Source organism: Pseudomonas sp. LjRoot277 (assembly GCF_964253845.1).
GTDB lineage: Bacteria > Pseudomonadota > Gammaproteobacteria > Pseudomonadales > Pseudomonadaceae > Aquipseudomonas.
Window position 1 is genome coordinate 543466 of record NZ_CAXURI020000001.1, and the last position, 23119, is coordinate 566584.

The following is a 23119-nucleotide window of genomic DNA, read 5'->3' on the forward strand; positions in this document are numbered from 1 at the left end:
AGGGGGCTTGCCCCCGTTCGGCTGCGCAGCAGTCGTAAAACCATTGCGTGCGGTGTACCTGATACACCTCGGTTACAGGTTTTGGGGCCGCTTCGCGACCCAACGGGGCAAGCTCCCTCGCCACAAGGGTTTCTGCGCTAAACCCCGGCCCGAGCCTTCATCTGCAACGACTCATGATGATCCAGCGCCCGCTCCACCAACAACTGCACCCCATCCGCCATGCGGCTGAGCGCCAAGGCTACAGAGCGGCGTGAGCCTTCCACATCGTCCGCCAGATCGGCAGCAATGGCGCTGATGGACAGCAGGTCTTCGGAGGCATTGGTCAGGAGGGCTTCGGTGTCGATATCGGGGGAAACGCTGAAGAGGTGATGTTTGCGGCGCTTGCCCGGTTTTTCATGGGGTGGGAAGTAGTAGGAAAAGACGCGGTCGGCGGCTTCCTTGAGTTTTTCGGCTTCGAGGGATGCGTCGGAACCGGTGTCGGTTTCCGGCGGGTTGGGAGTTGGTTTGAACATGGCAAAGATCCTTGTAGTGATGGAGCTGCCGTTTTTCGTTTTCCAGACGAAAAGGGTGGTAGCTGTGCGCGGACTGGAAAAACCGAGAAAGGATCAAACCCGGCAGACCCGAAGGTCTCCCACGCACAGCCGCCATAACTTAGAACTACGAAGCAAAAAAAGCGCCGCAGTATGTCATGTGCATTGATCCTGTTCTTCGGGTTTTCCAGACCCGGTCGCTGAATTGGCAGCGACCCGGAAACAATAAAGATCAACGCAAAACCGCACCAGTCAGCGGGTTCCGGCATTGCTGTAGGCAGCGACGCCAGACTGCGTAGCCTCACACCGTTCCTGCGGACAAACTTTTCAACACAAAACCCCATTCGGCTCGCGACAGGTTGAAGATTCCCAAAAAGGGACCTATCGTTCCCTTTTTGGGACTCATCGGTTGCCACTGTGAAAAACCTTTCCCTCAGCGAAGCCCTGTTCACGACTACTCAGCAAAAAGTGCTGGGCTTGTTGTTCGGCAAACCCGACCGCAGTTTTTACGCCAACGAGATCGCTCGCTGGGCTCAAGTGGGTAAAGGCAGCCTCATGCGCGAGTTGGATCGATTGCAGCGGGCAGGTGTGCTGACCATGACCCGTCAGGGCAACCAGACCCACTATCAAGCCAATCCCGACTGCCCGATCTATGCCGAAATGCTGGGCATCGCCCGCAAAACCTTTGGTATTGCCGAGCCTTTGCGCCAAGCGCTCCAACCCTTTGCCGAACAGATCACCTGGGCATTTGTGTACGGTTCAATCGCCAAGGATTCGGCAAACGCATCCAGTGACATTGATCTCATGCTGATCGGCGAAAGCCTCCACTACAGTGAAGTGATGGAGCGGCTCATGCCTCTGGAGGAACAACTGGGCCGCGTCCTCAACCCGACGCTCTACACCCCCGGCGACTGGGCCGCAAAACTGGCGGCTGAAAATAGTTTTGTCGTGCGGGTAGCGCAGCAGGACAAGATCAATCTGATGGGGGGAAACCCTTTGGAGTCCAAGGATGGGCAGCAACGAGAACCTGGAGAATCTGTTACGTAGCGGCGGACTGAAAGCTGAGCCGCCGGATCGCAAGGAATGCGAAGGGCTCATGCGTTCGGCTGTGGATCGATTGAAAGACGCGCAAACGTCTTCGCTTTCCTTCGCGAGTCGTTTCGACCTGGCTTACAACGCTGCCCATGCCCTTGCACTGACGGCTCTTCGCTTGTGCGGCTACCGTTCAGACAAGCGATATCTGGTGTTTCAGTGCCTGGTTCATACCGCTGATATTGGCAAAGTACAGGTTCGGCTATTCGCCCTGTGTCATGAGCGACGAAACCTGGCGGAGTACGAAGGCTATATGGATGAAGATCCGGCGTTGTTGGCGCAGCTATTGGAAAGTGCTGAACAGCTTCTGATTCGAGTGCAGGAGCAGATGGCGTCCTTCAGTTCATCGCGGACCTGATCGCTCCCACGCAGAGTGTCCCAAAAAGGGATTGATTGGTCCTTTTTTGGGACTTGTCGATGATTGCTGTGGAGCTTTCTCAGAACAGGTGTTTCAACACAAAAACTAGGCGTGTTCGAAATCCACCCCTCACCCCAGCCCTCTCCCCACGGGGGAGAGGGGGAAAGGGAGCAGATCTTCATGGTTTTCGTAACCTGAGCTCGACTCGGTTTTTCAGGTCGATGTATAACGAAAGACACCTCGGTCAGTCCCCTCGCCCCTTTGGGGAGAGGGTTAGGGTGAGGGGTCGATCTGGGACCCAGCGAAGATCTCAAACCATTACGGTCACCGTAACGATCCGTCTCTCTGCTTGATTGATGCCCCCCACCCAACACTCCTAAGGTGACTCCCACGACAGCGAACCCGTGGAGTGGTCATGACAACAACAATATCCCCCGACTCGCGATGGACGCGGCGGCGCAGCGAAAAGCAGCGGCGTCTCGAGCTGGTACGGGGTCTCGCCGATGGTGTGGTCTTACCCACCGACAAAATCGTTGCGGCGCTGGAGGCGTTGATTCTGCCCGGCGACCGTGTGGTGCTGGAGGGCAATAACCAGAAGCAGGCGGATTTTCTGTCCCGCTCCCTGGCCAAGGCTGATCCCGCGAAGCTGCATGATCTGCACATGATCATGCCCAGCGTCGGACGCTCCGAGCATCTGGACCTGTTTGAACGCGGCATCGCCCGCAAGCTCGACTTCTCTTTCGCCGGCACCCAAAGCCTGCGGATCAGCCAGTTGCTGGAAGATGGTCTGCTGGAAATCGGCGCGATTCACACCTACATCGAGCTCTATGCGCGGCTGGTGGTGGACCTGATTCCCAACGTCGTGCTCTCGGCCGGTTTCATGGCCGACCGCGCCGGCAACATCTACACCGGCCCAAGCACCGAAGATACGCCGGCATTGATCGAACCGGCCGCCTTTAGCGACGGCATCGTCATCGTCCAGGTCAATCAACTGGTGGACGATGTCAGCGAGTTACCCCGCGTCGATATCCCGGCCTCCTGGGTCGATTTCGTGGTGGTGGCCGACAAGCCGTTCTACATCGAACCGCTGTTCACCCGCGACCCGCGCCACATCAAGCCTGTGCACGTGTTGATGGCGATGATGGCGATCCGCGGGATCTACGAAAAACACAACGTCCAGTCCCTGAACCACGGCATCGGTTTCAACACCGCCGCCATCGAATTGATCCTGCCGACCTACGGCGAATCCCTCGGCCTTAAAGGCAAGATCTGCCGCAACTGGACGCTCAATCCGCACCCAACCTTGATCCCGGCCATCGAAAGCGGTTGGGTCGAAAGCGTGCATTGCTTCGGCACCGAATTGGGCATGGAAAACTACATCGCCGCCCGGCCCGACGTGTTCTTCACCGGTCGCGATGGCTCCCTGCGTTCCAACCGGATGTTCTGCCAACTGGCCGGGCAATACGCGGTGGACCTGTTCATCGGTGCGACGCTGCAAGTCGATGGCGACGGCCATTCCTCCACCGTGACACGCGGTCGCCTGGCCGGTTTCGGCGGCGCGCCAAACATGGGCCATGACCCGCGCGGCCGCCGTCACGGCACGCCGGCCTGGCTCGATATGCGCCATGACGATGCGCCCGAAGCGCTACTGGAGCGAGGCAAGAAACTCGTGGTGCAAATGGTCGAGTCCTTCCAGGAGGGCGGCAAACCGACCTTCGTCGAAACCCTCGACGCCGTGGAAGTGGCGAAGAAAAGCGGCATGCCGCTGGCGCCGATCATGATCTACGGCGACGACGTCACTCACCTGCTGACTGAAGAAGGCATCGCCTATCTCTACAAAGCGCGTTCGCTGGAAGAACGTCAGGCGATGATCGCGGCCGTTGCCGGAGTCACCGTGATCGGTCTGCGCCACAACCCGAAAGACACCGCGCGCATGCGCCGCGAAGGCCTGATCGCCTTGCCCGAAGACCTCGGCATCCGCCGCACCGACGCCACCCGCGAACTGCTGGCGGCGAAAAGCGTGGCCGATCTGGTCGAGTGGTCCGGTGGCCTCTACAACCCGCCCGCCAAGTTCAGGAGCTGGTAATGCACGCATTTAACCTGCAATCGAAAACCCTGTCCCTGGCTGAGCAGTTGGCGGATCTGGCCGTCGATGTGCTGATCGACGAAGCGGACCTGTCGCCGAAACCGGCATTGGTCGATCGTCGTGGCAATGGCGCGCACACCGATTTGCACCTTGGGCTGATGCACGCCTCGGCGCTGTCCCTGTGGCCTGCGTTCAAGGAAATGGCGGAAGCGGCCATCGAGTTCGGCGAGGTCGGTCTGCCGCTGCGCGAAGCGATTGGCCTGATCGGTCGTGAAGGCGAGGAAGTGATGCTCGCCACCACGGGCGGCGTGAACACCCATCGCGGCGCCATCTGGGCCTTGGGTCTGTTGGTCGCGGCGACTGCGCTGGAGCCTGAATCCACTGGCGCAGGCGCCATTACCTTGCGCGCCGCACGTCTGGCCTTGCTCGACGACCGTTACGCGCCGCGTCCTCTGAGCCACGGTGTGCAAGTCGTCCAACGTTACGGCGCTCGCGGTGCCCGTGAAGAAGCCCAGCTCGGCTTCCCGGCAGTGATCCAGCGCGCACTGCCGCAACTCAAACGCAGCCGCGCCGCCGGTCATGGTGAGCAGAACGCTCGCCTCGATGCCTTGCTGGCGATCATGACGAATCTGGCCGACACCTGCGTGCTCTACCGCGCAGGCGAACAAGGCCTGCAGACCATGCAACTCGGCGCCCAAGCCGTGCTCGATGCGGGCGGCAGTGCCAGCCTCGCCGGCCGCCGTCGTTTGCATGAGCTGGACCAACAACTCATCGCGTTGAATGCCTCGCCCGGCGGTGCTGCTGACTTACTCGCAGCCTGCCTGTTCATCGACCGCATCGAGTCTGGCGACGGCCTCATCCAGGGAGCTTTCTGATGGAAACCTTATCTTTTGAATTCCCCGCCGGGCAGCCGCCACGCGGCCGGACGCTGGTGGGCTGTGTCGGCTCGGGCGATCTGGAAGTGCTGATCGAACCGGGTCAGGCCGGCAAACTGACGATCAAGGTGCAGACCTCGGTCAACGGCGCCGAACAACGCTGGCAGCATCTGTTTGCGCGGATGTTCGACGGTCAGACACCGCCCGCGATGGCGATCGATATCCACGACTTCGGCGCGACGCCGGGTGTGGTGCGCTTGCGTCTGGAACAAGGCTTTGAGGAGATCGGCCATGACTGATCTCCTCCACAAACACAGCTTCGTTGAACTTGGTGCCCGGCAACGTGCCAAGGCCTTGCTCGACGCCGGCACCTTCCGCGAATTACTCGACCCGTTTCAGCGCGTCATGTCGCCATGGCTGTCGCGCCAGGGTGTGGTGCCGCAAGCCGATGACGGTGTGGTGATCGCCAAGGGCAGCATCGGTGGTTTGCCGGTGGTGATCGCCGCCATTGAAGGTGCATTCCAGGGTGGCAGCCTCGGTGAGGTCGGCGGGGCGAAGATTGCCGGTGCGCTGGAACTCGCCGCCGAAGACAACCGCAATGGTATTCCCACGCGTGCCGTGTTGCTGCTGGAAACCGGCGGCGTGCGTTTGCAGGAGGCCAATCTCGGGCTGGCGGCGATTGCCGATATTCATGCGGCGATTGTCGATCTGCGCCAATACCAGCCAGTGGTTGGTGTGGTGGCGGGCAGCGTCGGCTGCTTTGGCGGGATGTCGATTGCCGCAGGGTTGTGCAGCTATTTGCTGGTGACTCAGGAAGCGCGGCTTGGCCTGAACGGTCCGCAAGTGATCGAACAGGAAGCCGGGCTTGAGGAATACGACTCCCGTGATCGTCCCTTCATCTGGAGCCTGACCGGTGGCGAGCAACGTTTCGCCAGCGGTTTGGTGGATCGTTTTGTCGCTGACGACGTGGCGCAGGTTCAGCAGCAGGTCAGCGAATTGCTTAAGCAAGGTTTGCCGGAACAGCAACGCAGCCGTCAGGCCGAGCTGTTCCTGCAACGGCTGGCCCGTCTGGACGCCGAACCGCAAATCGAGCCGTCGACGGTTCGCGATCTGTATCAAGGAGAGCGCTCATGAGTTCGTATTCCCTGAGAGGTTTGAACTGGTTCAACGCCTTGAGTGCGGGCGCGAAACCGGTGGATGGTTTACCCGCTTCATTGATGGTTGCCGACGGTGTCTTGGGTGACCAGCCCGTTCGTTTTATCGCGGTGGTGGCTGATCCCGACAACCGTTTCGTCCGCGCCCGCAATGGCGAGGTCGGTTTGCTGGAAGGTTGGGGACTGGCCAAAGCCGTGGATGAAGTCATCGCGGCGGATCTGGATAAACCGCAGAAACGTGCCTTGATCGCCATCGTCGACGTGCCGAGTCAGGCCTACGGTCGGCGCGAAGAAGCGCTCGGCATTCATCAGGCCTTGGCCGGTGCGGCAGACAGTTATGCCCGCGCCCGACTGGCCGGCCATGCCGTGATCGGTTTGCTGGTGGGCAAGGCGATGTCCGGGGCGTTTCTGGCTCATGGGTATCAGGCCAATCGGCTGATCGCCCTGCGCGATCCCGGCGTGATGGTTCATGCGATGGGCAAGGCGTCGGCAGCGCGGGTGACGTTGCGCAGCGTCGAAGAACTCGAAGCACTGGCCGCCAGCGTGCCGCCGATGGCGTATGACATCGACAGTTACGCGAGCCTTGGTTTGCTCTGGGAAACCTTGTCGGTGGAACAGATTGAGCAGCCGACGGCGGCGGATGTGACGCGGGTGACTGAATGCCTGAACCAGGCGATTGGCGATGTTGCCGCGAAAGGGCGCGACCTGAGTAGCCGCTTGGGCGCGAGCAACCGTGCAGCGTCGAGTCAGGTTCGCCAATTGCTGAGAGAGCAGTGGTGAACACGCTTCTGGCTCACGACCTGCTCTGGGGGCTGACCCCGGAGCAGTTGCCTGCGGATACACCTTCGTGGGTGATCGAGTCGATCAGTGCGGGTCAACCGGTGGTGGTTCGGCGTGCGTTGAGTGCGGCGGATCACATCGCGGTCGGGGTGCGTGGGCGCTTGCGTGAGCAGCGTTTTGCAACGGTGATGTCGGTCGATGCGATCCAGCGTCAAGTTCGGCCGGAAGCGCTTTGCCATGTTTCGATTGATCGGGACTTGCCGGCAGTGCGCGCCCTCAATCAACTGCGGCCGATGCTCGATTCCTGTGAGTGGGTGTGGGGTGTCAGCGGCAGCGCCGGGTTTGAATTGGCCAGCGGTTTTCAGGCATTGCATGAGGGCAGCGATCTCGACTTGATCCTGCGTACACCGCAGCCGTTGGATCGTTCTCAGGCACAGGAAATGCTGAGGGTGCTTGATGCGTCTTTCTGCAAGGTGGACATGCAATTGCAGACACCTTTCGGTGCTGTCGCCCTGCGCGAATGGGCCGGTCCCTCGAAACGGGTCCTGCTAAAAAACGCCAGTGAAGCCTGTCTGGTCACCAATCCCTGGAACCCACAGGAGCAAGCAGCGTGAGCAGTTTGCTGGTGTTCCCCGGCCAGGGCGCGCAGCAGCCGGGCATGCTGCATCGTTTGCCTGTGGAAACAGTGATCGAGGCAAGTGAAGTCCTCGGGGAAGACGCTTTTCTTCTGGATTCTGCCGAAGCGCTGAAGTCGACAAGAGCGGTTCAGCTCTGCCTGCTGATCGCCGGCGTCGCGGCTTCACGACAGTTGTTAATGACGGCAGATTACGTGGCGGGATTGTCCATCGGCGCTTACCCGGCAGCGGTGGTCGCCGGCGCCTTGAGTTTCAGCGATGCGCTGCATCTGGTGAGCCTGCGCGGTGAGTTGATGCAGCAGGCTTATCCACAGGGTTACGGCATGACCGCGATCATGGGGCTGGATTTGTCCACAGTGGAAGGCTTGCTCGCGCAAGTTCACAGCGACGCAACACCGGTTTACCTGGCCAACATCAACGCCGATAACCAGGTGGTCATTGCCGGCAGCGATGGCGCGATGAAAGCAGTGGCCGAGTTGGCGAAAAGTCGCGGTGCAGGTCTGGCCAAACGTCTGGCCGTCAGCGTGCCGTCCCACTGCCCGCTGCTGGAAACACCGGCGAAAACCCTGGCCAAAGCCTTCGCCAAGGTGCAGTTGAGAACACCGACGCTGGGTTACCTGAGCGGCAGTCGCGCCCGGCCTGTTATCAACACGGAAGCCTTGCGCGACGACCTGGCGTTCAACATGTGCCGCGTGGTGGATTGGCGCGGCACGGTACAAAGCGCCTACGAGCGCGGCGTACGACTACAGATCGAACTGCCGCCCGGTGCGGTGCTGACCGGGCTGGCGCGCCGGGTGTTCGAGCAGGGCACCGTGATTGCCTTCGACGGTGCGCGGCTCGATACCTTGCAGGCGCTGTTGCGTGAGGAGGGAAGCCGCCAACCCTAGAACACCGACTCAGGCCTTCGAACAACAAAAACAACATTCGACGATGCACTTTGAGGACAACAACAATGATTATTTATGGTGTGGCGCTGTTGGCGATTTGTACGCTGGCAGGGGTGATCGTGGGGGACATGCTCGGCGTGTTGCTGGGCGTGAAATCAAACGTCGGTGGCGTCGGGATCGCGATGATCCTGCTGATCTGCGCGCGGTTGTGGATGCATAAACGCGGCGGCATGACCAAGGATTGCGAGATGGGCGTCGGTTTCTGGGGCGCCATGTACATTCCCGTCGTGGTCGCGATGGCCGCGCAACAGAACGTCGTCACCGCCCTGCACGGTGGTCCGGTGGCGGTGCTCGCGGCGATTGGTTCGGTAGTGATCTGCGGCTGCACCATTGCGCTGATCAGCCGGACTCACAAAGGCGAACCGTTGCCCGATGAACCGGCGGACATCACGCCGGTTGGCACTCCAGTAGGAGGTCGCTGATATGTGGGATCTCATTGAAAAAGGTCTGGAACATAACGGTCTGGTGACGGCGTTCGCGTTCGTCGGCGTGATCATGTGGGTGTCGGTGGTGCTGTCCAAGCGCCTGACGTTTGGGCGGATTCACGGTTCGGCGATTGCCATTGTGATTGGGCTTGTTCTGGCCTGGGTCGGCGGCACCCTGACTGGCGGGCAAAAAGGCCTGGCAGATTTGACGCTGTTTTCCGGCATCGGTCTGATGGGCGGCGCCATGCTGCGGGACTTTGCGATCGTCGCCACGGCGTTTGAAGTGCAGGCCACCGAAGCGAAAAAGGCTGGTTTGATCGGCGTGATTGCGCTGCTGCTGGGCACGATTCTGCCGTTCATTGTTGGTGCGAGCATGGCCTGGGTGTTCGGTTATCGCGATGCGATCAGCATGACCACCATCGGCGCGGGTGCGGTGACCTACATCGTCGGGCCGGTGACCGGGGCGGCGATTGGCGCGAGTTCGGATGTGGTCGCGTTGTCGATTGCCACCGGGTTGATCAAGGCGATTCTGGTGATGGTCGGCACACCGATGGCGGCGCGCTGGATGGGGCTGGATAACCCGCGCTCGGCGATGGTGTTTGGTGGGTTGGCTGGCACCGTCAGCGGTGTGACGGCCGGGTTGGCGGCGACGGATCGGCGGTTGGTGCCTTATGGCGCGTTGACGGCGACGTTTCACACCGGGCTTGGGTGCTTGCTTGGGCCTTCGCTGCTGTACTTCATTGTTCGCGGGATTGTGGGGTAGGGCTCGAAAACCACCCCTCACCCTAACCCTCTCCCCAAAGGGTAGAGGGGACTGACCGAGTTGTTCTTGGAGCTACATCGACCTGAAAAATCTGAGTCGTACTCAGGTTCTGAAAGCGCTAGAGATCGGCTCCCTTTCCCCCTCTCCCCTCTGGGGAGAGGGCTGGGGTGAGGGGTGGTTCTTAGTCACACCGCAGCATTCCGATTCGCATACATCCGACACTCAGCCAGCAACGCCAGCAGATTCGGATCCCGCTCCTTGGCCTTCAAGAACACCACCCCGATGTGCTGCTGCAACCGATACTTTTCCTGCAACGGAATCAGCTTCACCCGGTTCTCATACACCGCCGCAATCCGTCCCGGCAGCAACGCATAACCCACGCCCGAGCTGACCATGCTCAGCAGAGTGAAGATGTCGTTGACCTGCATCGCCACCTTCGGTTCGAACCCCGCCTGCTTGAACACCCGATTACCGTCCTGGTGCGTGGCAAAGCCCTGGGTCAGCGTAATGAACGTCTCGTCGCGCACTTCGGCAAGGTCGACTTCGGTCCGTTGGGCAAACTTTGAATCCGCCGGTGTGGCGAGAAAGATGTCGTCGGAGAACAGTGGAATCTGCTCGCAGTCCGGGTCGTTGACGCTCTCGTCCAGCGACACCAGGATCGCGTCGACTTCCATGTTCTTGAGCTTGTACAGCAGGTCGAAGTTCGAGCCGAGGATCAGGTCGATATTGAGTTCGCTGCGGCGGATCTTCAGGCCCATGATCAGCTGCGGCACGGTCTTCACCGTCAGCGAATACAGCGAGCCGAGCTTGAAGCGCTCGGCGGAGAACCCGGCGGCTTCGCGGGTCAGGCGCACGGTTTCGACCACGTCCTGAATCAGCTTCTGCGCCCGTTCTTCCAACACATAAGCGCTTTCCAGCGGTGTGAGATTGCGGCCTTCGTGCTTGAACAGCGGGCAGCGCAGGGCGCTTTCCAGGGAGTGGATCGCCCGGTGCACGCTGACATTGCTGGTCTGCAACTCGGCGGCGGCACGGGCCAGGTTACCGGTGCGCATGAAGGCCAGGAACACCTCGAGTTTTTTCAGGGTCAACTCTTCATCGATCAGCATGATGCAGACTCTTATTCGAATGGCTCGATTGTGCACGTATGTGGGTTCTTGGGGGATTTGTGTTTTGAAACATTGCGCTTTTAACCTTCAGGCGTGAGCCTTACGCGATGTTGCAACGAATCTTGAGGTGAGCAACACATGTATCACGGGGAAAGATTGAACGCCTGGACGCATCTGGTCGGGGCGGTGGCAGCGGTTGTTGGAGTGGTGTGGATGCTGGTGATCGCCAGCATGGATGGCAGCCCGTGGAAGATCGTCAGCGTGGCGATCTACGGGTTTACCTTGCTGGTGCTTTACAGCGCGTCGACCGTTTACCACAGCGTGCGTGGGCGCAAGAAAGCGATCATGCAGAAGGTCGATCACTTTTCGATCTACCTGCTGATTGCCGGCAGCTACACGCCATTCTGTCTCGTGACGCTACGCGGGCCGTGGGGCTGGACGCTGTTCGGGATTGTCTGGGGGCTGGCGCTGATCGGTATCCTGCAAGAGATCAAACCGCGTTCGGAAGCGCGGATTCTGTCGATCGTGATTTACGCGGTGATGGGCTGGATCGTGCTGGTGGCGGTCAAACCGTTACTGGCGGCGTTGGGCAGTACAGGTTTCGCCTGGCTGGCGTCGGGCGGCGTGCTGTACACCGTGGGCATTATCTTTTTTGCCCTCGATCATCGCCTGCGCCATGCCCACGGGATCTGGCACCTGTTTGTGATCGCGGGGAGTTTGCTGCACTTCGTGGCGATTCTGTTTTATGTCCTTTGAGGCCTCTAGGGGATCAAGCGGTCCAGTTGTGCCTGCGCCCGTCGGCTGAACACCTGCAACAAGTCGCTCAGAGTGTGGGGCGGCGGTTCGTCGGCGCGGGTGACCGCATACAACGTGATCGGTAACGCTGGCGCCAGAGGTCGAATCGCCGTGGTGGCGGAGGATGCGCCGAGCGCGGTAAACGGATCGATCACCGCCAGCCCGGCACCGGATTCAACCATCGCCCGCGCCAGCGAATAGGTCTGCACGGCAATGCGAACCCGTGGCGGCGGATCGACCGCCTCAAGGTAGCTGTCGAGTCTGGCCGCCAACGGGTCGGCGCTGGACAGGCCGATCAGCGGCGCACCGGCCAGTTCGATCAATGGCAACGGTTGGCCCAAGGCGTCGTCGGTCCAATAGCCCAACGGCGCCAGCGCCACCAAAACTCCGCAAGCCAAGACTTGCGCCTTCAAGCCTGGATGATCCGGCGGCTGCAAGGTCAGCGCGACATCCACTTCACGCATCAACAAGTTCTGCATCAGCTCACGGCTGTGGGCGCTGGACAATTCGCAGACGATGTCCGGGTAGCGTTGCGTCCACTCGTTGATGGCCGGCGGCAGCAGCGACAGGGCCAGCGCCGGGATCGCGCCGATCCGTACGCTGTGACCCGGCTCGCGCCGCAGGCTCTGGGCCAGGCGTCGCACGCCTTGCAGGCTTTCGGTGACCTTGTCGACCTCGCGCTCAAGCTCCAGGGCTTCGGGCGTAGCCTGCAATTTACCGCGTACCCGCAGGAACAACGGAAAGCCCAGTTGCTGCTCGGCGTGTTGCAGCACTTTGCTCACCGCCGGCTGCGACACGTGCAGCAACTGCGCGGCGCCACTGACCGAACCGGTCTGGCGAATGGCCTGGAAAATCTCGATGTGTCGCAGTCGCATGGCAAGTCCATAACCTTTGTTTATGGGTCAGGCATCTTTAAGCATTGTTCAAGGTCTGTCACCTGGTCCTAATCTGAGGTCTGTTTCAACAACGGTTAAGGACAGACATGGCTCAGCGGGTTTGCATCATCGGTGGTGGCGTCATCGGGCTGACGACGGCTTACGCACTGGTTCGCGACGGCATCGACGTGACGCTGATCGAGGCCCGGGACTCGCTGGGCAGCGAGACCAGTTTCGCCAACGGCGGCCAGTTGTCCTACCGTTACGTCGCGCCACTGGCCGATGCCGGCGTACCGTTGCAGGCGCTTGGCTGGATGCTGCGCGGTGACTCGCCGTTGAAGCTGCGCCCGCGCCTGGACCCGGCGCAATGGCGCTGGATGGCGTCCTTCCTGGCAGCCTGCCGTCGCTCGGTGAATCAGCGCAACAGCGCGCACCTGCTGCGTCTGGCGCTGCTGAGCCAGGCCACGCTGCAAGGCTGGCGCGAAGAAGACCGCCTCGACGGTTTCGACTGGCGACGCAACGGCAAACTGGTGACATTTCGTGAAACCGCGAGTTTTGAGCATGCGCGCCATGGCCTGGCCGATCCGCAACAGCAGCACGTGTTGTCGCGGGCCGAATGCGCACAGTTGGAGCCTGCACTGGCCGAGGCGCCGTTTGTGGGCGCGATTTATACCCCTGACGAAGAGGTCGCCGATTGCCATGCTTTCTGCCAGCAACTGCAGGCTCGGCTTCAGGCGTCGGGGCGTTGCGAGTTTTTGCTCGGGCGCAAGGTCACCGGCATTCGCCACGCGGACGGCGCGGTGCAGGCCGTCGAAATGGGGTCGCAGGTGCTGGCGGTCGAGCAACTGGTGATTGCCGCCGGTCATCGCAGTCCGGCGTTGACGCTGCCCGGCATGAACCTGCCGCTGTACCCGCTCAAGGGCTACAGCCTGACCTTGCCCATCCGCGCCGAACATCGTGCGCCGGAGCTGAGCATCACCGATTACAACCGCAAGATTGTTTACGCCCGCATCGGTGAACAGCTGCGCGTGGCGGCGATGGTCGACATTGTCGGTTTCGACACGGCGCTCGACCCCAAACGGCTGGCGCTGATCAAGCGCCAGGCGCAGGAAACCTTACCCAATGCCGGCGATTACGACGCCGCCATCGAATGGGCCGGCATGCGCCCGGCCACCCCCAGCGGCGTGCCGTTGATCGGCGCCACGGCGTACCGCAACCTGTGGCTCAACCTCGGCCATGGCGCCCTGGGTTTTACCCTGGCCTGTGGCAGCGCCCGGGTGCTCAGCGAGTTGATCGCCCGGCGCGCACCTTCAATCGAAATGCAGGGCCTCGCCCCCCGCGTTGCCTGACTTGAAAAGGAAAAACCGATGAACATCAACCGAATCAACAGCAACAGCCGACTCTCTGGCGCGGTGACCTTTGGCGATCTGGTGTTTCTCTCGGGACAGGTTCCGGGTGACAGCACCGACGTCACCGGCCAAACCGCTGAGGTGCTGGCGAAAATCGATGCGTTGTTGGCCGAAGCTGGCAGTGACAAGGATCATCTGCTCAACGCGACCATTTACCTGAACGACATTGGCCGCGATTTCGCTGCCATGAACGAGGTCTGGTCGCAGTGGCTGTCACCGGGCAACGCGCCGACCCGCACTACCTTGCAAGCGCAACTGGCCCGACCAGAGGTTCTGGTGGAAATCACCGTGATCGCCGCCCGCCGCTAATCGCTCTACCCACAACGGAGAATAACAATGCAAAAAATCACGTTGATCGGCTGCACCCTCGGCCTGCTGCTCGCCAGTCAGGTCCAGGCCAACGAAGCGCCATTGACCGGCACGCTGAACAAGGTCGCCAATGCCAAGAGCATCACGCTGGGCTATCGCGATGCGTCGGTGCCGTTCTCTTACGTGGGTGATCACACGGGGCAGCCGATGGGCTATTCGGTGGACCTGGCGAGTAAGATTGTCGAGCGAATCAAGCAGAAGCTTGAGCTGCCGGATCTGCAGGTGAAGTACAACCTGGTGACCTCGCAAACGCGCATTCCGCTGGTGCAAAACGGCACGGTCGACCTTGAGTGCGGCTCCACCGGCGTGACCGCCGAGCGCATGCAGCAAGTGGCGTTTTCCTACGGGTTTATCTACGTGAAGGGTCAGTTGCTCACGGCGAAGGACAGCGGCATCAAGAGTTTCGCCGACCTGCGTGGCAAGAACGTCGTGACCACCGCCGGCACCACCAACGAGCGGTTTCTGAAGAGCTACAACGTCGATAACAAGATCGATATGTTCGTGATCAGCGCCAAGGACCACGGCGAAGCGTTCCAGATGCTGCAGTCAGGTCGGGCGGCGGCGTTCTATATGGATGACGCGCTGCTTTACGGCGAACGCGCCAAGGCTCGCGATCCGCATAACTGGGTTGTGGTGGGTGAGGAGCAGTCGCGGGAAATCTACAGCTGCATGGTGCGCAAGGATGATCCGCAGTTTCTTGCGTTGGTGAACTCGACCCTCGCCGATCTGTACAGTTCGGGTGAGATCAATGGCATCTATCAGCGCTGGTTCCAGCAACCGATTCCACCCAAAGGCCTGAACCTGGAATTCCCGATGACCAGCGAACTGAAAGCAATCATCGCTAAACCGGTGAGTGATCCGGTGCAGTAGTTTTTTTGTTTTTTATGTCTTGTAAACCGCGTCGCCGGCCTTCGCGAGCAAGCCCGCTCCCACATTAGATCTGCGGTCAACACAGTATCTGTGAACACCTGAGATCAAGAGTGGGAGCGGGCTTGCTCGCGAAGAGGCCCTAGAAGTCGCCCCAAAGCTGTTGGGCTACCGCCAATGCCACGACGGGCGCGGTTTCGGTGCGCAACACGCGAGGGCCGAGGCGGGCGGCGTGAAAACCGCCAGCCTTGGCCTGCTCGACTTCAGCGTCGGACAACCCGCCTTCCGGGCCGATCAAAAACGCCAGCGTCGCCGGTTTCGCATGGCTCACCAGCGGCTCGGCCACCGGATGCAGTACCAGTTTCAATTCGGCCTCCGTCTGCTTCAACCAATCCGCCAACAGCAGCGGCGGGTGAATCACCGGCACCCGTGAACGCCCACACTGCTCGCAAGCGCTGATTGCCACCTGGCGCCAGTGCATCAGGCGTTTGTCGGCGCGCTCATCTTTCAGCCGGACTTCACAGCGGTCGCTGAAGATCGGGGTGATTTCAGTCACCCCCAGTTCGGTGGCTTTCTGAATCGCCCAATCCATCCGCTCGCCACGGGACAAGCCCTGGCCGAGATGGATCGACAATGGCGACTCGACCTGCCCGGCGAAGCTTTCATCGATCTGCACCACGACGCGCTTCTTGCCGACCTCCACCAGCGTGGCGCGAAACTCCTGGCCCGAACCGTCGAACAGTTGCAACGCATCACCCTCGGCCATGCGCAACACGCGGCTGATGTAATGGGCCTGGGCCTCAGGCAACTCGTGTTCGCCGGTGCTCAAGGGGGCGTCGATAAAGAAGCGGGACAGTCTCATGCTGGGTCTCTAAAAAATTGGATCGGAGTTGCTTTTGTGGCGAGGGGGTTTACCCCCGTTGGACTGCGCAGCAGTCCCATTTTTAGGGCCGCTTCGCGACCCAACGGGGGTAAACCCCCTCGCCACAGGGAACTGCGTTGGTCTTTAGCCTGGATCTCGGAAGCCCGGGTGGAAGTCCTTCGGCACCGCCACGCTGACGCTGTCACGAGTCGCGATGTCGATGCCTTCGCTGGCCACTTCGGCCAGAAAATCGATCTGCTCCGGGGTAATCACGTACGGCGGCAGGAAGTACACCACGCTGCCCAACGGTCGAAGTAAAGCACCACGCTCCAACGCATGCTGGAACACTTTCAAGCCGCGACGTTCCTGCCATGGATACGCTTCCTTGGTGGCCTTGTCCTTGACCATCTCGATGGCCAGCACCATGCCGGTCTGACGCACTTCCGAAACGTTCGGGTGATCGGCCAGATGCGCGGTGGCGCTGGCCATGCGCTGAGCCAGCGCCTTGTTGTTCTCGATGACGTTGTCTTCTTCGAAGATATCCAGCGTCGCCAAGGCTGCCGCGCACGCCAGCGGATTGCCGGTGTAGCTGTGGGAGTGCAGGAAGGCGCGCAGGGTCGGGTAGTCGTCGTAGAAAGCGCTGTAGACATCTTCGGTGGTCACACAAGCCGCCAGCGGCAGGTAACCGCCGGTCAGGGCCTTGGACAGGCAGAGGAAGTCCGGACGGATGCCAGCCTGTTCACAGGCGAACATCGTCCCGGTGCGGCCGAAGCCGACGGCGATTTCGTCGTGGATCAGGTGCACGCCATAGCGGTCGCAGGCTTCGCGCAGCAGTTTCAGATAAACCGGGTGGTACATGCGCATGCCGCCGGCGCCCTGGATCAGCGGCTCGACGATCACTGCGGCGACGGTGTCGTGATTCTCGGCCAGGGTTTGTTCCATGGCGGCGAACATGTTGCGCGAATGTTCTTCCCAGCTCATGCCTTCCGGACGCAGGTAGCAATCGGGGCTCGGCACCTTGATGGTGTCCAGCAAAAGGGCCTTGTAGGTTTCGGTGAACAGCGGAACATCGCCCACCGACATCGCCGCCATGGTTTCGCCGTGGTAGCTGTTGGTCAGGGTGACGAAGCGCTTCTTGTTCGGCTGGCCGCGGTTGAGCCAATAGTGAAAGCTCATTTTCAGCGCGACTTCGATGCAGGACGACCCGTTATCGGCGTAGAAGCACCGGGTCAGGCCTTCCGGCGTCATTTTCACCAGGCGCTCGGACAACTCAATCACTGGCTGATGGCTGAAACCGGCAAGGATCACGTGCTCCAGCTGATCGACCTGATCCTTGATGCGCTGGTTGATCCGCGGGTTGGCGTGACCAAACACGTTGACCCACCAGGAGCTGACGGCGTCGAGGTAGCGTTTGCCTTCGAAGTCTTCCAGCCAGACGCCTTCACCGCGTTTGATCGGGATCAGCGGCAGCTGTTCGTGGTCTTTCATCTGGGTGCAGGGATGCCACAACACCGCGAGATCGCGTTGCATCCACTGATTATTCAGGCCCATTTTCAGTCTCCTCGAGGCGGCTCGCGACGTGCGCGGGCAAACAATCGCGCAAGCCTATGCAATGCGTGACGTGGGGACAACCCATTGTGTCGATTGAGCTACTTTGTATAGGTGGATAGACGTCGCTGGCGGCCTTTTGATGCCTGACGTATTCTTCGCGGTTCTTTGAGTCGTCTGACTCGCAAAACCGCTATTTCCTACGTGTATTTCCGGAGTTCGCTGAATGTCTGCTGGTTGGCTGCGCGCCTGTGCGCTGGTGATGTTGGGGCTGTTCAGCGTGTCTGCGCTGGCCAAGGATAAAACGGCGATCGTGATCGGCGGAGGGCTGTCTGGCCTCACCGCGGCTTACGAACTGCAAAACAAGGGCTGGCAGGTCACCCTGCTGGAAGCCAAGCCGAGCTTGGGCGGTCGCTCCGGCATGGCCACCAGTGAGTGGATCGGCAACGACAAGACCCAACCGGTTCTGAACAAGTACGTATCGACCTTCAAGCTGAGCACCACGCCGGCCCCAGAGTTCGTGCGGACACCGGGCTACCTGATTGACGGTGAGTATTTCACTGCCGCCGATCTGGCCACCAAGCAGCCAGCTACCAGCGACGCGCTTAAACGCTACGAAAAGACTCTGGACGATCTGGCGCGTTCGATCGAAGACCCGCAGAACCCGGCGGCCAACAGCACACTGTTCGCCCTGGACCAGATCAACGTGTCCAACTGGCTCGACCGTCTGAATCTGCCAGCCACGGCACGTCAGTTGGTGAATCAGCAGATTCGTACCCGTTATGACGAACCGTCGCGCCTGTCGCTGCTGTACTTCGCACAGCAAAGCCGCGTTTACCGTGGCGTTGCCGACCGTGACCTGCGCGCTTCGCGTCTGCTCGGCGGTAGCCCGGTGTTGGCTCAGGCGTTCGTCAAACAACTGAAAACCATCAAGACCAGCTCTCCGGTCTCGGCGATCACCCAGGACAAGGACGGTGTGACCGTCAAAGTCGGCAGCGTTGGCTATCAGGCTGACTACGTCGTCGTGGCCGTGCCACTGCGTGCACTGAACAAGATCCAGATGACGCCGTCGCTGGATGCCCAGCACATGGGCGCGATCAAGGGCACCAACTACGGTTGGCGCGACCAGATCATGTTGAAGTTCAAGACGCCCGTGTGGGAAAGCAAGGCGCGGATGACCGGCGAGATCTACAGCAACACCGGTCTGGGCATGTTGTGGGTTGAGCCGGCGCTGAAGGGCGGCGCCAACGTGGTGATCAATCTGTCCGGCGACAACGCGCGCGTGATGCAGGCCTTCGGCGACAAGCAGATCGCCGATCAGGTGCTGATCCGTCTGCACGCCTTTTATCCACAGGCACGCGGTTCGTTCACCGGTTATGAGATCCGCCGTTACAGCAACGACCCATCGATGGGCGGCGCTTACCTGGCGTTCGGCCCTGGCCAGATCAGCAAGTACTGGCGTCTGTGGGAGCGTCCGATTCAGCGTGTAGCCTTTGCCGGCGAACACACTGATACCTTGTACCCGGGCACGCTGGAAGGCGCATTGCGTACCGGTCAGCGGGCAGCCAGTCAGGTAGAAGACCTGGCGGCCGGCAAGTCGTTTGAACCGGCGAAGGTTGTTCCGGCAGCGACCGTTGCGGCGGCCGGCGCGGTGGCGGCGAAGAAAGGTAACTTCTTCACCAACCTGTTCGGTGGTTCTGACGACAAACCGGCACCGGTCAAGGCGCCAGAGCCAGTGGCACCGGTTGCTCCGGCACCGGCTCCAACACCTGAGCCGGCCCCAGTACCAGCGCCGGTCGAAGCGCCGAAACCAGCGGCACCGGTGAAAGCCGAACCCGCCAAAAAAGCCCCGGCCAAGGCAGCGGTGAAAAAACCTGCGGCCAAAGCCGAGGCTAAAAAGACCCCGGCGAAGAAGGCTGAACCGGCGAAGAAAGTAGCGGCCAAGCCCGCTGCGACTCCGGCGACAGTTACTAAAGCGCAGTAAGCTTTGGGACTAAAAAAACGCGGCAGAAATGCCGCGTTTTTTTATGCCCGAAGAAAAACCACTATCAAGAATCGAATAAATCCTGAGGCGCAGGTGTTCTTTAGTTGGACTTCATTTTTTCTTACACAGGGATCTTTAATCTTTCCTTAACTCGCCTATTTCAGACTCTTCATCGTATTTCTCGATATTTCAAAGCGAAATTTTCCGCTTTTACTCGATAGATAACTCGATAGTCTTGTTCGCAGTTCTCACAGGATTTGGGCAATGCAGCTACGTAATACTTCTTCGCGCTACGGTTGGGTCAGCATCTTCATGCACTGGGGCGTGGCGCTGGCGGTCTTCGGTCTGTTTGCGTTGGGCTTGTGGATGGTCGGTCTCGACTACTACAGCACCTGGCGCAAAGACGCGCCCGACTTGCACAAGAGCATTGGCCTGGTGTTGTTAGCCGTCATGGTTCTACGGGTGCTGTGGCGTTTCATCAGCCCGCCGCCGCCAGTACTGGAAAGCTATAACCGCATGACGCGCATTGGCGCCAAGTTCGGGCACTCGTTCCTGTACCTCAGTCTGTTCGCTGTGATGATTGCCGGTTACCTGATTTCCACCGCAGACGGTGTCGGGATTCCGGTGTTTGGCCTGTTTGAAGTTCCTGCACTGATATCCGGACTACCGGATCAGGCAGACACAGCCGGTGTGATTCATTTGTACCTGGCCTGGGCGCTGGTAATTTTTTCCGGTCTCCATGCGTTGGCAGCACTGAAACACCACTTTATTGATCGTGATGCGACCCTGACGCGAATGCTGGGGCGCAAAGCCTGATGTTCAATCTCGACTCCAAAGGAATAGAAAGCATGTTGAAAAAGACGTTCGCCGCTCTGGCAATCGGTTCTGCTCTGCTGTCCGCTAACGTGATGGCAGCTGACTACGTTGTCGACAAGGAAGGCCAGCACGCCTTCGTTGACTTCAAGATCAGCCACCTGGGCTACAGCTTCATCACCGGTACCTTCAAGGACATCGACGGCAAGTTCAGCTTCGATGCTGCCAAGCCTGAAGCCAGCAAGATCGAGTTCAACGTAAACACCGCCAGCGTGTTCACCAACCATGCCGAGCGCGATAAGCACATCGCCAGCGGTGATTTCCTGAATGTGAGCAAGTTCGCCAAAGCCACGTTCGTTTCCACCAGCGTCAAACCCACCGGTAAAAACGCCGCGGGTAAAGACACTGCTGACGTGACCGGTGACCTGACCCTGCTGGGCGTGACCAAGCCAGTCGTGGTCAAGGCCACTTTCCTGGGTGAAGGCAAGGATCCATGGGGCGGCTACCGTGCCGGCTTCGAAGGCACTACCAGCATCAAGCGTTCCGATTTCGGCAAGCAGAAAGACCTGGGTCCAGCGTCCGACGCGGTCGAGTTGTACGTAACGTTTGAAGGTGTGAAAGCGAAGTAATGCTGAGACCGTAGGAGCTGCCGCAGGCTGCGATCTTTTGATCTTATAAAGATCGTCCGAACGCGGCCCGAGCCTTCGCCAGCTCCTACAAAAGCAGTTTGCAGCGCCCAAAAAAATGCCCCGGATCGCGAGATCCGGGGCATTTTTCATATCAGCGTTAAATCAGCGATTGCGGGTCAGCAACGCTGGTTTCTCGCCGCGTGGACGGCCTGGCAGTTGATCAAGTTGCTCGGGAGTCGGGAAACGATCGGTTTTCGACTCCTTGTGAATGATCTTCGGTGCCGGGCCGCGCGGGTTTTGCACGGCCGGTTCCGAACGCGGCTGATCGTCACGAGCCGGGCGGCGGTTGCGGGACTCTTCGCGACGGGCCTGGCCGTCACGTGGAGCACCGTTGCGTGGGCCGCTGCGCTTGGCCGGCGGCGTGCCGGTGGTGGCGCCATCGCTGCTGCGAGGGCCGCTTTGACGACCCTGAGGCTTGGCGCCGCCGGTGCGCGGAGCACCTGCGCCAGCTGCCGTGCCTTGTGCCGGAGCACCCGGACGACGACCACGGCCCTGAGCCGGTTTGGCTTGAGGAACGTAGTCGACGCGGTTACCGAAGTTATCGATATCGTCGTCCAGGAACTCGTCCGGAGCACGGTCTGCAGAAGCAGCGCGTGGCGCTGGACGCTGTTGCTCGCGAGCCGGAGTGCCTTCACGTGGCTTGTGTTCACGCGCCGGGCGATCGCCACGGCCAGTGGCTGCAGGTTTTTCCTTGCCGCCCTTGTCCTTGCCTTTGTCTTTACGACCGCCGCCACCGCCAGTGCCGTTCGGACCGTCGCCGCGCGGGCCACGTGGGTTGCGCGGGTTACGCACATCCGGACGCTCGCGGACTTCTGGTTTCTCGGCTTCTACAGCGCTGGAATCGAAGCCCATCAGGTTGCCGTCGGCAATCTTCTGCTTGGTCATGCGTTCGATGCTTTTCAGCAGCTTTTCTTCGTCCGGAGCGACCAGCGAGATTGCCTCGCCCGAACGACCGGCACGGCCGGTACGACCGATACGGTGAACGTAATCTTCGTCGACGTTTGGCAATTCGAAGTTGACCACGTGTGGCAACTGATCGATGTCCAGGCCGCGAGCGGCGATGTCGGTGGCGACCAGGATGCGCACTTCGCCGGCCTTGAAGTCGGCCAGGGCTTTGGTGCGAGCGTTCTGGCTCTTGTTACCGTGGATTGCAACGGCGCTGAGGCCGTGTTTGTCCAGGTACTCGGCCAGGCGGTTGGCGCCGTGCTTGGTGCGGGTGAACACCAGCACCTGTTCCCAGGCGCCAGCGGTGATCAGGTGCGCCAGCAACGAGCGCTTGTGGCTGGCGGCCAGGCGGAATACGCGCTGTTCGATACGCTCGACCGTGGTGTTCGGCGGTGTGACTTCGATGCGTTCCGGGTTGTGCAGCAGCTTGCCGGCGAGGTCGGTGATGTCTTTGGAGAAAGTCGCCGAGAACAGCAGGTTCTGGCGTTTGCTCGGCAGACGGGCGAGGACCTTTTTCACGTCATGGACGAAGCCCATGTCGAGCATGCGGTCGGCTTCGTCCAGCACGAGGATTTCCACGTGGGACAAATCGACGCTGCCTTGACCGGCGAGGTCGAGCAGGCGGCCGGGGCAGGCTACCAGCACGTCAACACCGCGGGACATGGCTTGAACCTGCGGGTTCATGCCGACGCCGCCGAAGATGCAGGCGCTGACGAACTTCAGGTCACGGGCATAGACCTTGAAGCTCTCGTGTACTTGAGCCGCGAGTTCGCGGGTAGGGGTCAGGACCAGTACGCGCGGTTGGCGCGGGCCGTGACGCTGGGATTTGTCCGGGTGACCGTTGGGGAACAACCGCTCCAGAATCGGAAGGGCGAAGCCGCCGGTTTTACCAGTACCTGTCTGAGCCGCGACCATCAGGTCGCGACCTTGCAACACGGCGGGAATAGCCCGCTGTTGCACCGGAGTAGGCTCGGTATAGCCCGCTGCCTCGATGGCGCGGACTAAAGCCTCGGAGAGACCGAGGGAAGCAAAGGACATGAGTAATCCTGTTTTAGTTAGGGCTTGGCCCAATGGGAGTCTTGCCTGGCGCGAATGGCGTTTAAGAGGAACGCAATCCCGTCCGGTCCTGCTGGGCCAAGAAGGCTTATCTGGAGTGCTCGCGCGGGCTGAAAAGCTGCGCTGTAGCGGGGTCGAGATGCCTTGAACAAGTCC

General features: G+C 60.5%; 24 protein-coding genes. 18 read left to right on the plus strand and 6 right to left on the minus strand.

The genetic code is table 11. The features are described from left to right. Positions 1-137: 137 nt before the first annotated feature. Positions 138-512: a DUF6124 family protein gene (locus ACSQ87_RS02590; protein ID WP_150658382.1), complete on the minus strand. Its 375-nt coding sequence runs from the start codon at positions 510-512 to the stop codon at positions 138-140. A gap of 435 nt (positions 513-947) precedes the next feature. On the opposite strand from ACSQ87_RS02590, the gene ACSQ87_RS02595 reads away from it, so the two are divergent. The 11 genes from ACSQ87_RS02595 to madM all read left to right on the plus strand — a co-directional run bounded on the left by ACSQ87_RS02595 (position 948) and on the right by madM (position 9645). Then, positions 948-1577 (plus strand): transcriptional regulator, encoded by a 630-nt coding sequence (locus ACSQ87_RS02595; protein WP_436273301.1) that lies wholly within the window; start codon positions 948-950, stop codon positions 1575-1577. Then, positions 1540-1980: a hypothetical protein gene (locus ACSQ87_RS02600; RefSeq protein ID WP_111452973.1), complete on the plus strand. Its 441-nt coding sequence runs from the start codon at positions 1540-1542 to the stop codon at positions 1978-1980. Before ACSQ87_RS02595 ends, ACSQ87_RS02600 begins: the two co-directional genes overlap by 38 nt. Positions 1981-2395: 415 nt before the next feature. Further along, positions 2396-4066: a malonate decarboxylase subunit alpha gene (gene mdcA / locus ACSQ87_RS02605; RefSeq protein WP_436273302.1), complete on the plus strand. Its 1671-nt coding sequence runs from the start codon at positions 2396-2398 to the stop codon at positions 4064-4066. Further along, entirely contained in the window at positions 4066-4941 is an 876-nt protein-coding gene (locus tag ACSQ87_RS02610) for a triphosphoribosyl-dephospho-CoA synthase (protein WP_436273303.1), read from the plus strand. Before mdcA ends, ACSQ87_RS02610 begins: the two co-directional genes overlap by 1 nt. Then, a complete protein-coding gene (locus ACSQ87_RS02615) occupies positions 4941-5240 on the plus strand; it encodes a malonate decarboxylase subunit delta (RefSeq protein WP_008026217.1) in 300 nt (99 codons plus the stop codon). The genes ACSQ87_RS02610 and ACSQ87_RS02615 overlap by 1 nt, the downstream gene beginning before the upstream one ends. After that, positions 5233-6075: a biotin-independent malonate decarboxylase subunit beta gene (locus ACSQ87_RS02620; RefSeq protein ID WP_436273304.1), complete on the plus strand. Its 843-nt coding sequence runs from the start codon at positions 5233-5235 to the stop codon at positions 6073-6075. The genes ACSQ87_RS02615 and ACSQ87_RS02620 overlap by 8 nt, the downstream gene beginning before the upstream one ends. After that, entirely contained in the window at positions 6072-6875 is an 804-nt protein-coding gene (mdcE, locus tag ACSQ87_RS02625; protein WP_436273305.1) for a biotin-independent malonate decarboxylase subunit gamma, read from the plus strand. The genes ACSQ87_RS02620 and mdcE overlap by 4 nt, the downstream gene beginning before the upstream one ends. Then, complete coding sequence (locus ACSQ87_RS02630) at positions 6869-7489, plus strand: malonate decarboxylase holo-ACP synthase (RefSeq protein WP_436273306.1); 621 nt, start codon at positions 6869-6871, stop codon at positions 7487-7489. The genes mdcE and ACSQ87_RS02630 overlap by 7 nt, the downstream gene beginning before the upstream one ends. Continuing rightward, positions 7486-8397, plus strand: coding sequence for a malonate decarboxylase subunit epsilon (gene mdcH / locus ACSQ87_RS02635; protein ID WP_436273307.1), 912 nt, complete (start codon positions 7486-7488; stop codon positions 8395-8397). Before ACSQ87_RS02630 ends, mdcH begins: the two co-directional genes overlap by 4 nt. Positions 8398-8462: 65 nt before the next feature. Further along, positions 8463-8879: a malonate transporter subunit MadL gene (gene madL, locus ACSQ87_RS02640; RefSeq protein ID WP_223431180.1), complete on the plus strand. Its 417-nt coding sequence runs from the start codon at positions 8463-8465 to the stop codon at positions 8877-8879. A gap of 1 nt (position 8880) precedes the next feature. Further along, positions 8881-9645, plus strand: a complete 765-nt coding sequence (gene madM, locus ACSQ87_RS02645) for a malonate transporter subunit MadM (protein WP_223431181.1) — start codon at positions 8881-8883, stop codon at positions 9643-9645. Between the two features lie 185 nt (positions 9646-9830). Here madM and ACSQ87_RS02650 read toward each other — a convergent pair whose 3' ends face one another. Further along, positions 9831-10751 (minus strand): LysR family transcriptional regulator, encoded by a 921-nt coding sequence (locus ACSQ87_RS02650; protein WP_033060436.1) that lies wholly within the window; start codon positions 10749-10751, stop codon positions 9831-9833. Positions 10752-10889: 138 nt separating this feature from the next. On the opposite strand from ACSQ87_RS02650, the gene trhA reads away from it, so the two are divergent. After that, a complete protein-coding gene (gene trhA / locus ACSQ87_RS02655; protein WP_415758773.1) occupies positions 10890-11507 on the plus strand; it encodes a PAQR family membrane homeostasis protein TrhA in 618 nt (205 codons plus the stop codon). A gap of 5 nt (positions 11508-11512) precedes the next feature. Here the strand turns inward: trhA and ACSQ87_RS02660 are convergent, their stop codons facing one another. Continuing rightward, complete coding sequence (locus tag ACSQ87_RS02660; protein ID WP_436273308.1) at positions 11513-12421, minus strand: LysR family transcriptional regulator; 909 nt, start codon at positions 12419-12421, stop codon at positions 11513-11515. A gap of 107 nt (positions 12422-12528) precedes the next feature. Between ACSQ87_RS02660 and ACSQ87_RS02665 the strand changes: the two genes are divergently transcribed. From ACSQ87_RS02665 to ACSQ87_RS02675, 3 genes are read left to right on the plus strand one after another with little or no spacing between them, the layout of a single operon-like run. Then, positions 12529-13770, plus strand: a complete 1242-nt coding sequence (locus ACSQ87_RS02665; RefSeq protein WP_436273309.1) for a D-amino acid dehydrogenase — start codon at positions 12529-12531, stop codon at positions 13768-13770. 18 nt (positions 13771-13788) lie between these two features. Beyond that, positions 13789-14139, plus strand: a complete 351-nt coding sequence (locus ACSQ87_RS02670) for a RidA family protein (protein WP_149628292.1) — start codon at positions 13789-13791, stop codon at positions 14137-14139. A 27-nt stretch (positions 14140-14166) separates the two neighbouring features. Beyond that, on the plus strand, positions 14167-15069 hold the full coding sequence (locus ACSQ87_RS02675) for a transporter substrate-binding domain-containing protein (RefSeq protein ID WP_223431186.1): 903 nt from the start codon (positions 14167-14169) through the stop codon (positions 15067-15069). A gap of 139 nt (positions 15070-15208) precedes the next feature. Here the strand turns inward: ACSQ87_RS02675 and ACSQ87_RS02680 are convergent, their stop codons facing one another. Next, a complete protein-coding gene (locus tag ACSQ87_RS02680; protein WP_436273310.1) occupies positions 15209-15928 on the minus strand; it encodes a 16S rRNA (uracil(1498)-N(3))-methyltransferase in 720 nt (239 codons plus the stop codon). Positions 15929-16072: 144 nt separating this feature from the next. After that, positions 16073-17479, minus strand: a complete 1407-nt coding sequence (locus ACSQ87_RS02685) for an adenosylmethionine--8-amino-7-oxononanoate transaminase (RefSeq protein WP_150658396.1) — start codon at positions 17477-17479, stop codon at positions 16073-16075. Positions 17480-17702: 223 nt separating this feature from the next. On the opposite strand from ACSQ87_RS02685, the gene ACSQ87_RS02690 reads away from it, so the two are divergent. From ACSQ87_RS02690 to ACSQ87_RS02700, 3 genes are all read left to right on the plus strand, one after another. Next, the gene (locus ACSQ87_RS02690; RefSeq protein ID WP_436273311.1) at positions 17703-19460 is read left to right on the plus strand and encodes a flavin monoamine oxidase family protein; all 1758 of its coding nucleotides are present in this window, start codon (positions 17703-17705) and stop codon (positions 19458-19460) included. Positions 19461-19724: 264 nt separating this feature from the next. Continuing rightward, positions 19725-20276 carry a cytochrome b gene (locus ACSQ87_RS02695; RefSeq protein WP_223431190.1) on the plus strand — a complete coding sequence of 184 codons (552 nt, stop codon included), beginning with the start codon at positions 19725-19727 and terminating at the stop codon, positions 20274-20276. Further along, on the plus strand, positions 20276-20902 hold the full coding sequence (locus ACSQ87_RS02700; RefSeq protein ID WP_223431191.1) for a YceI family protein: 627 nt from the start codon (positions 20276-20278) through the stop codon (positions 20900-20902). Before ACSQ87_RS02695 ends, ACSQ87_RS02700 begins: the two co-directional genes overlap by 1 nt. Before the next feature lie 162 nt (positions 20903-21064). On the opposite strand, the gene ACSQ87_RS02705 is transcribed toward ACSQ87_RS02700, so the two are convergent. Then, positions 21065-22945: a DEAD/DEAH box helicase gene (locus ACSQ87_RS02705; protein WP_436273312.1), complete on the minus strand. Its 1881-nt coding sequence runs from the start codon at positions 22943-22945 to the stop codon at positions 21065-21067. Positions 22946-23119 lie beyond the last annotated feature (174 nt).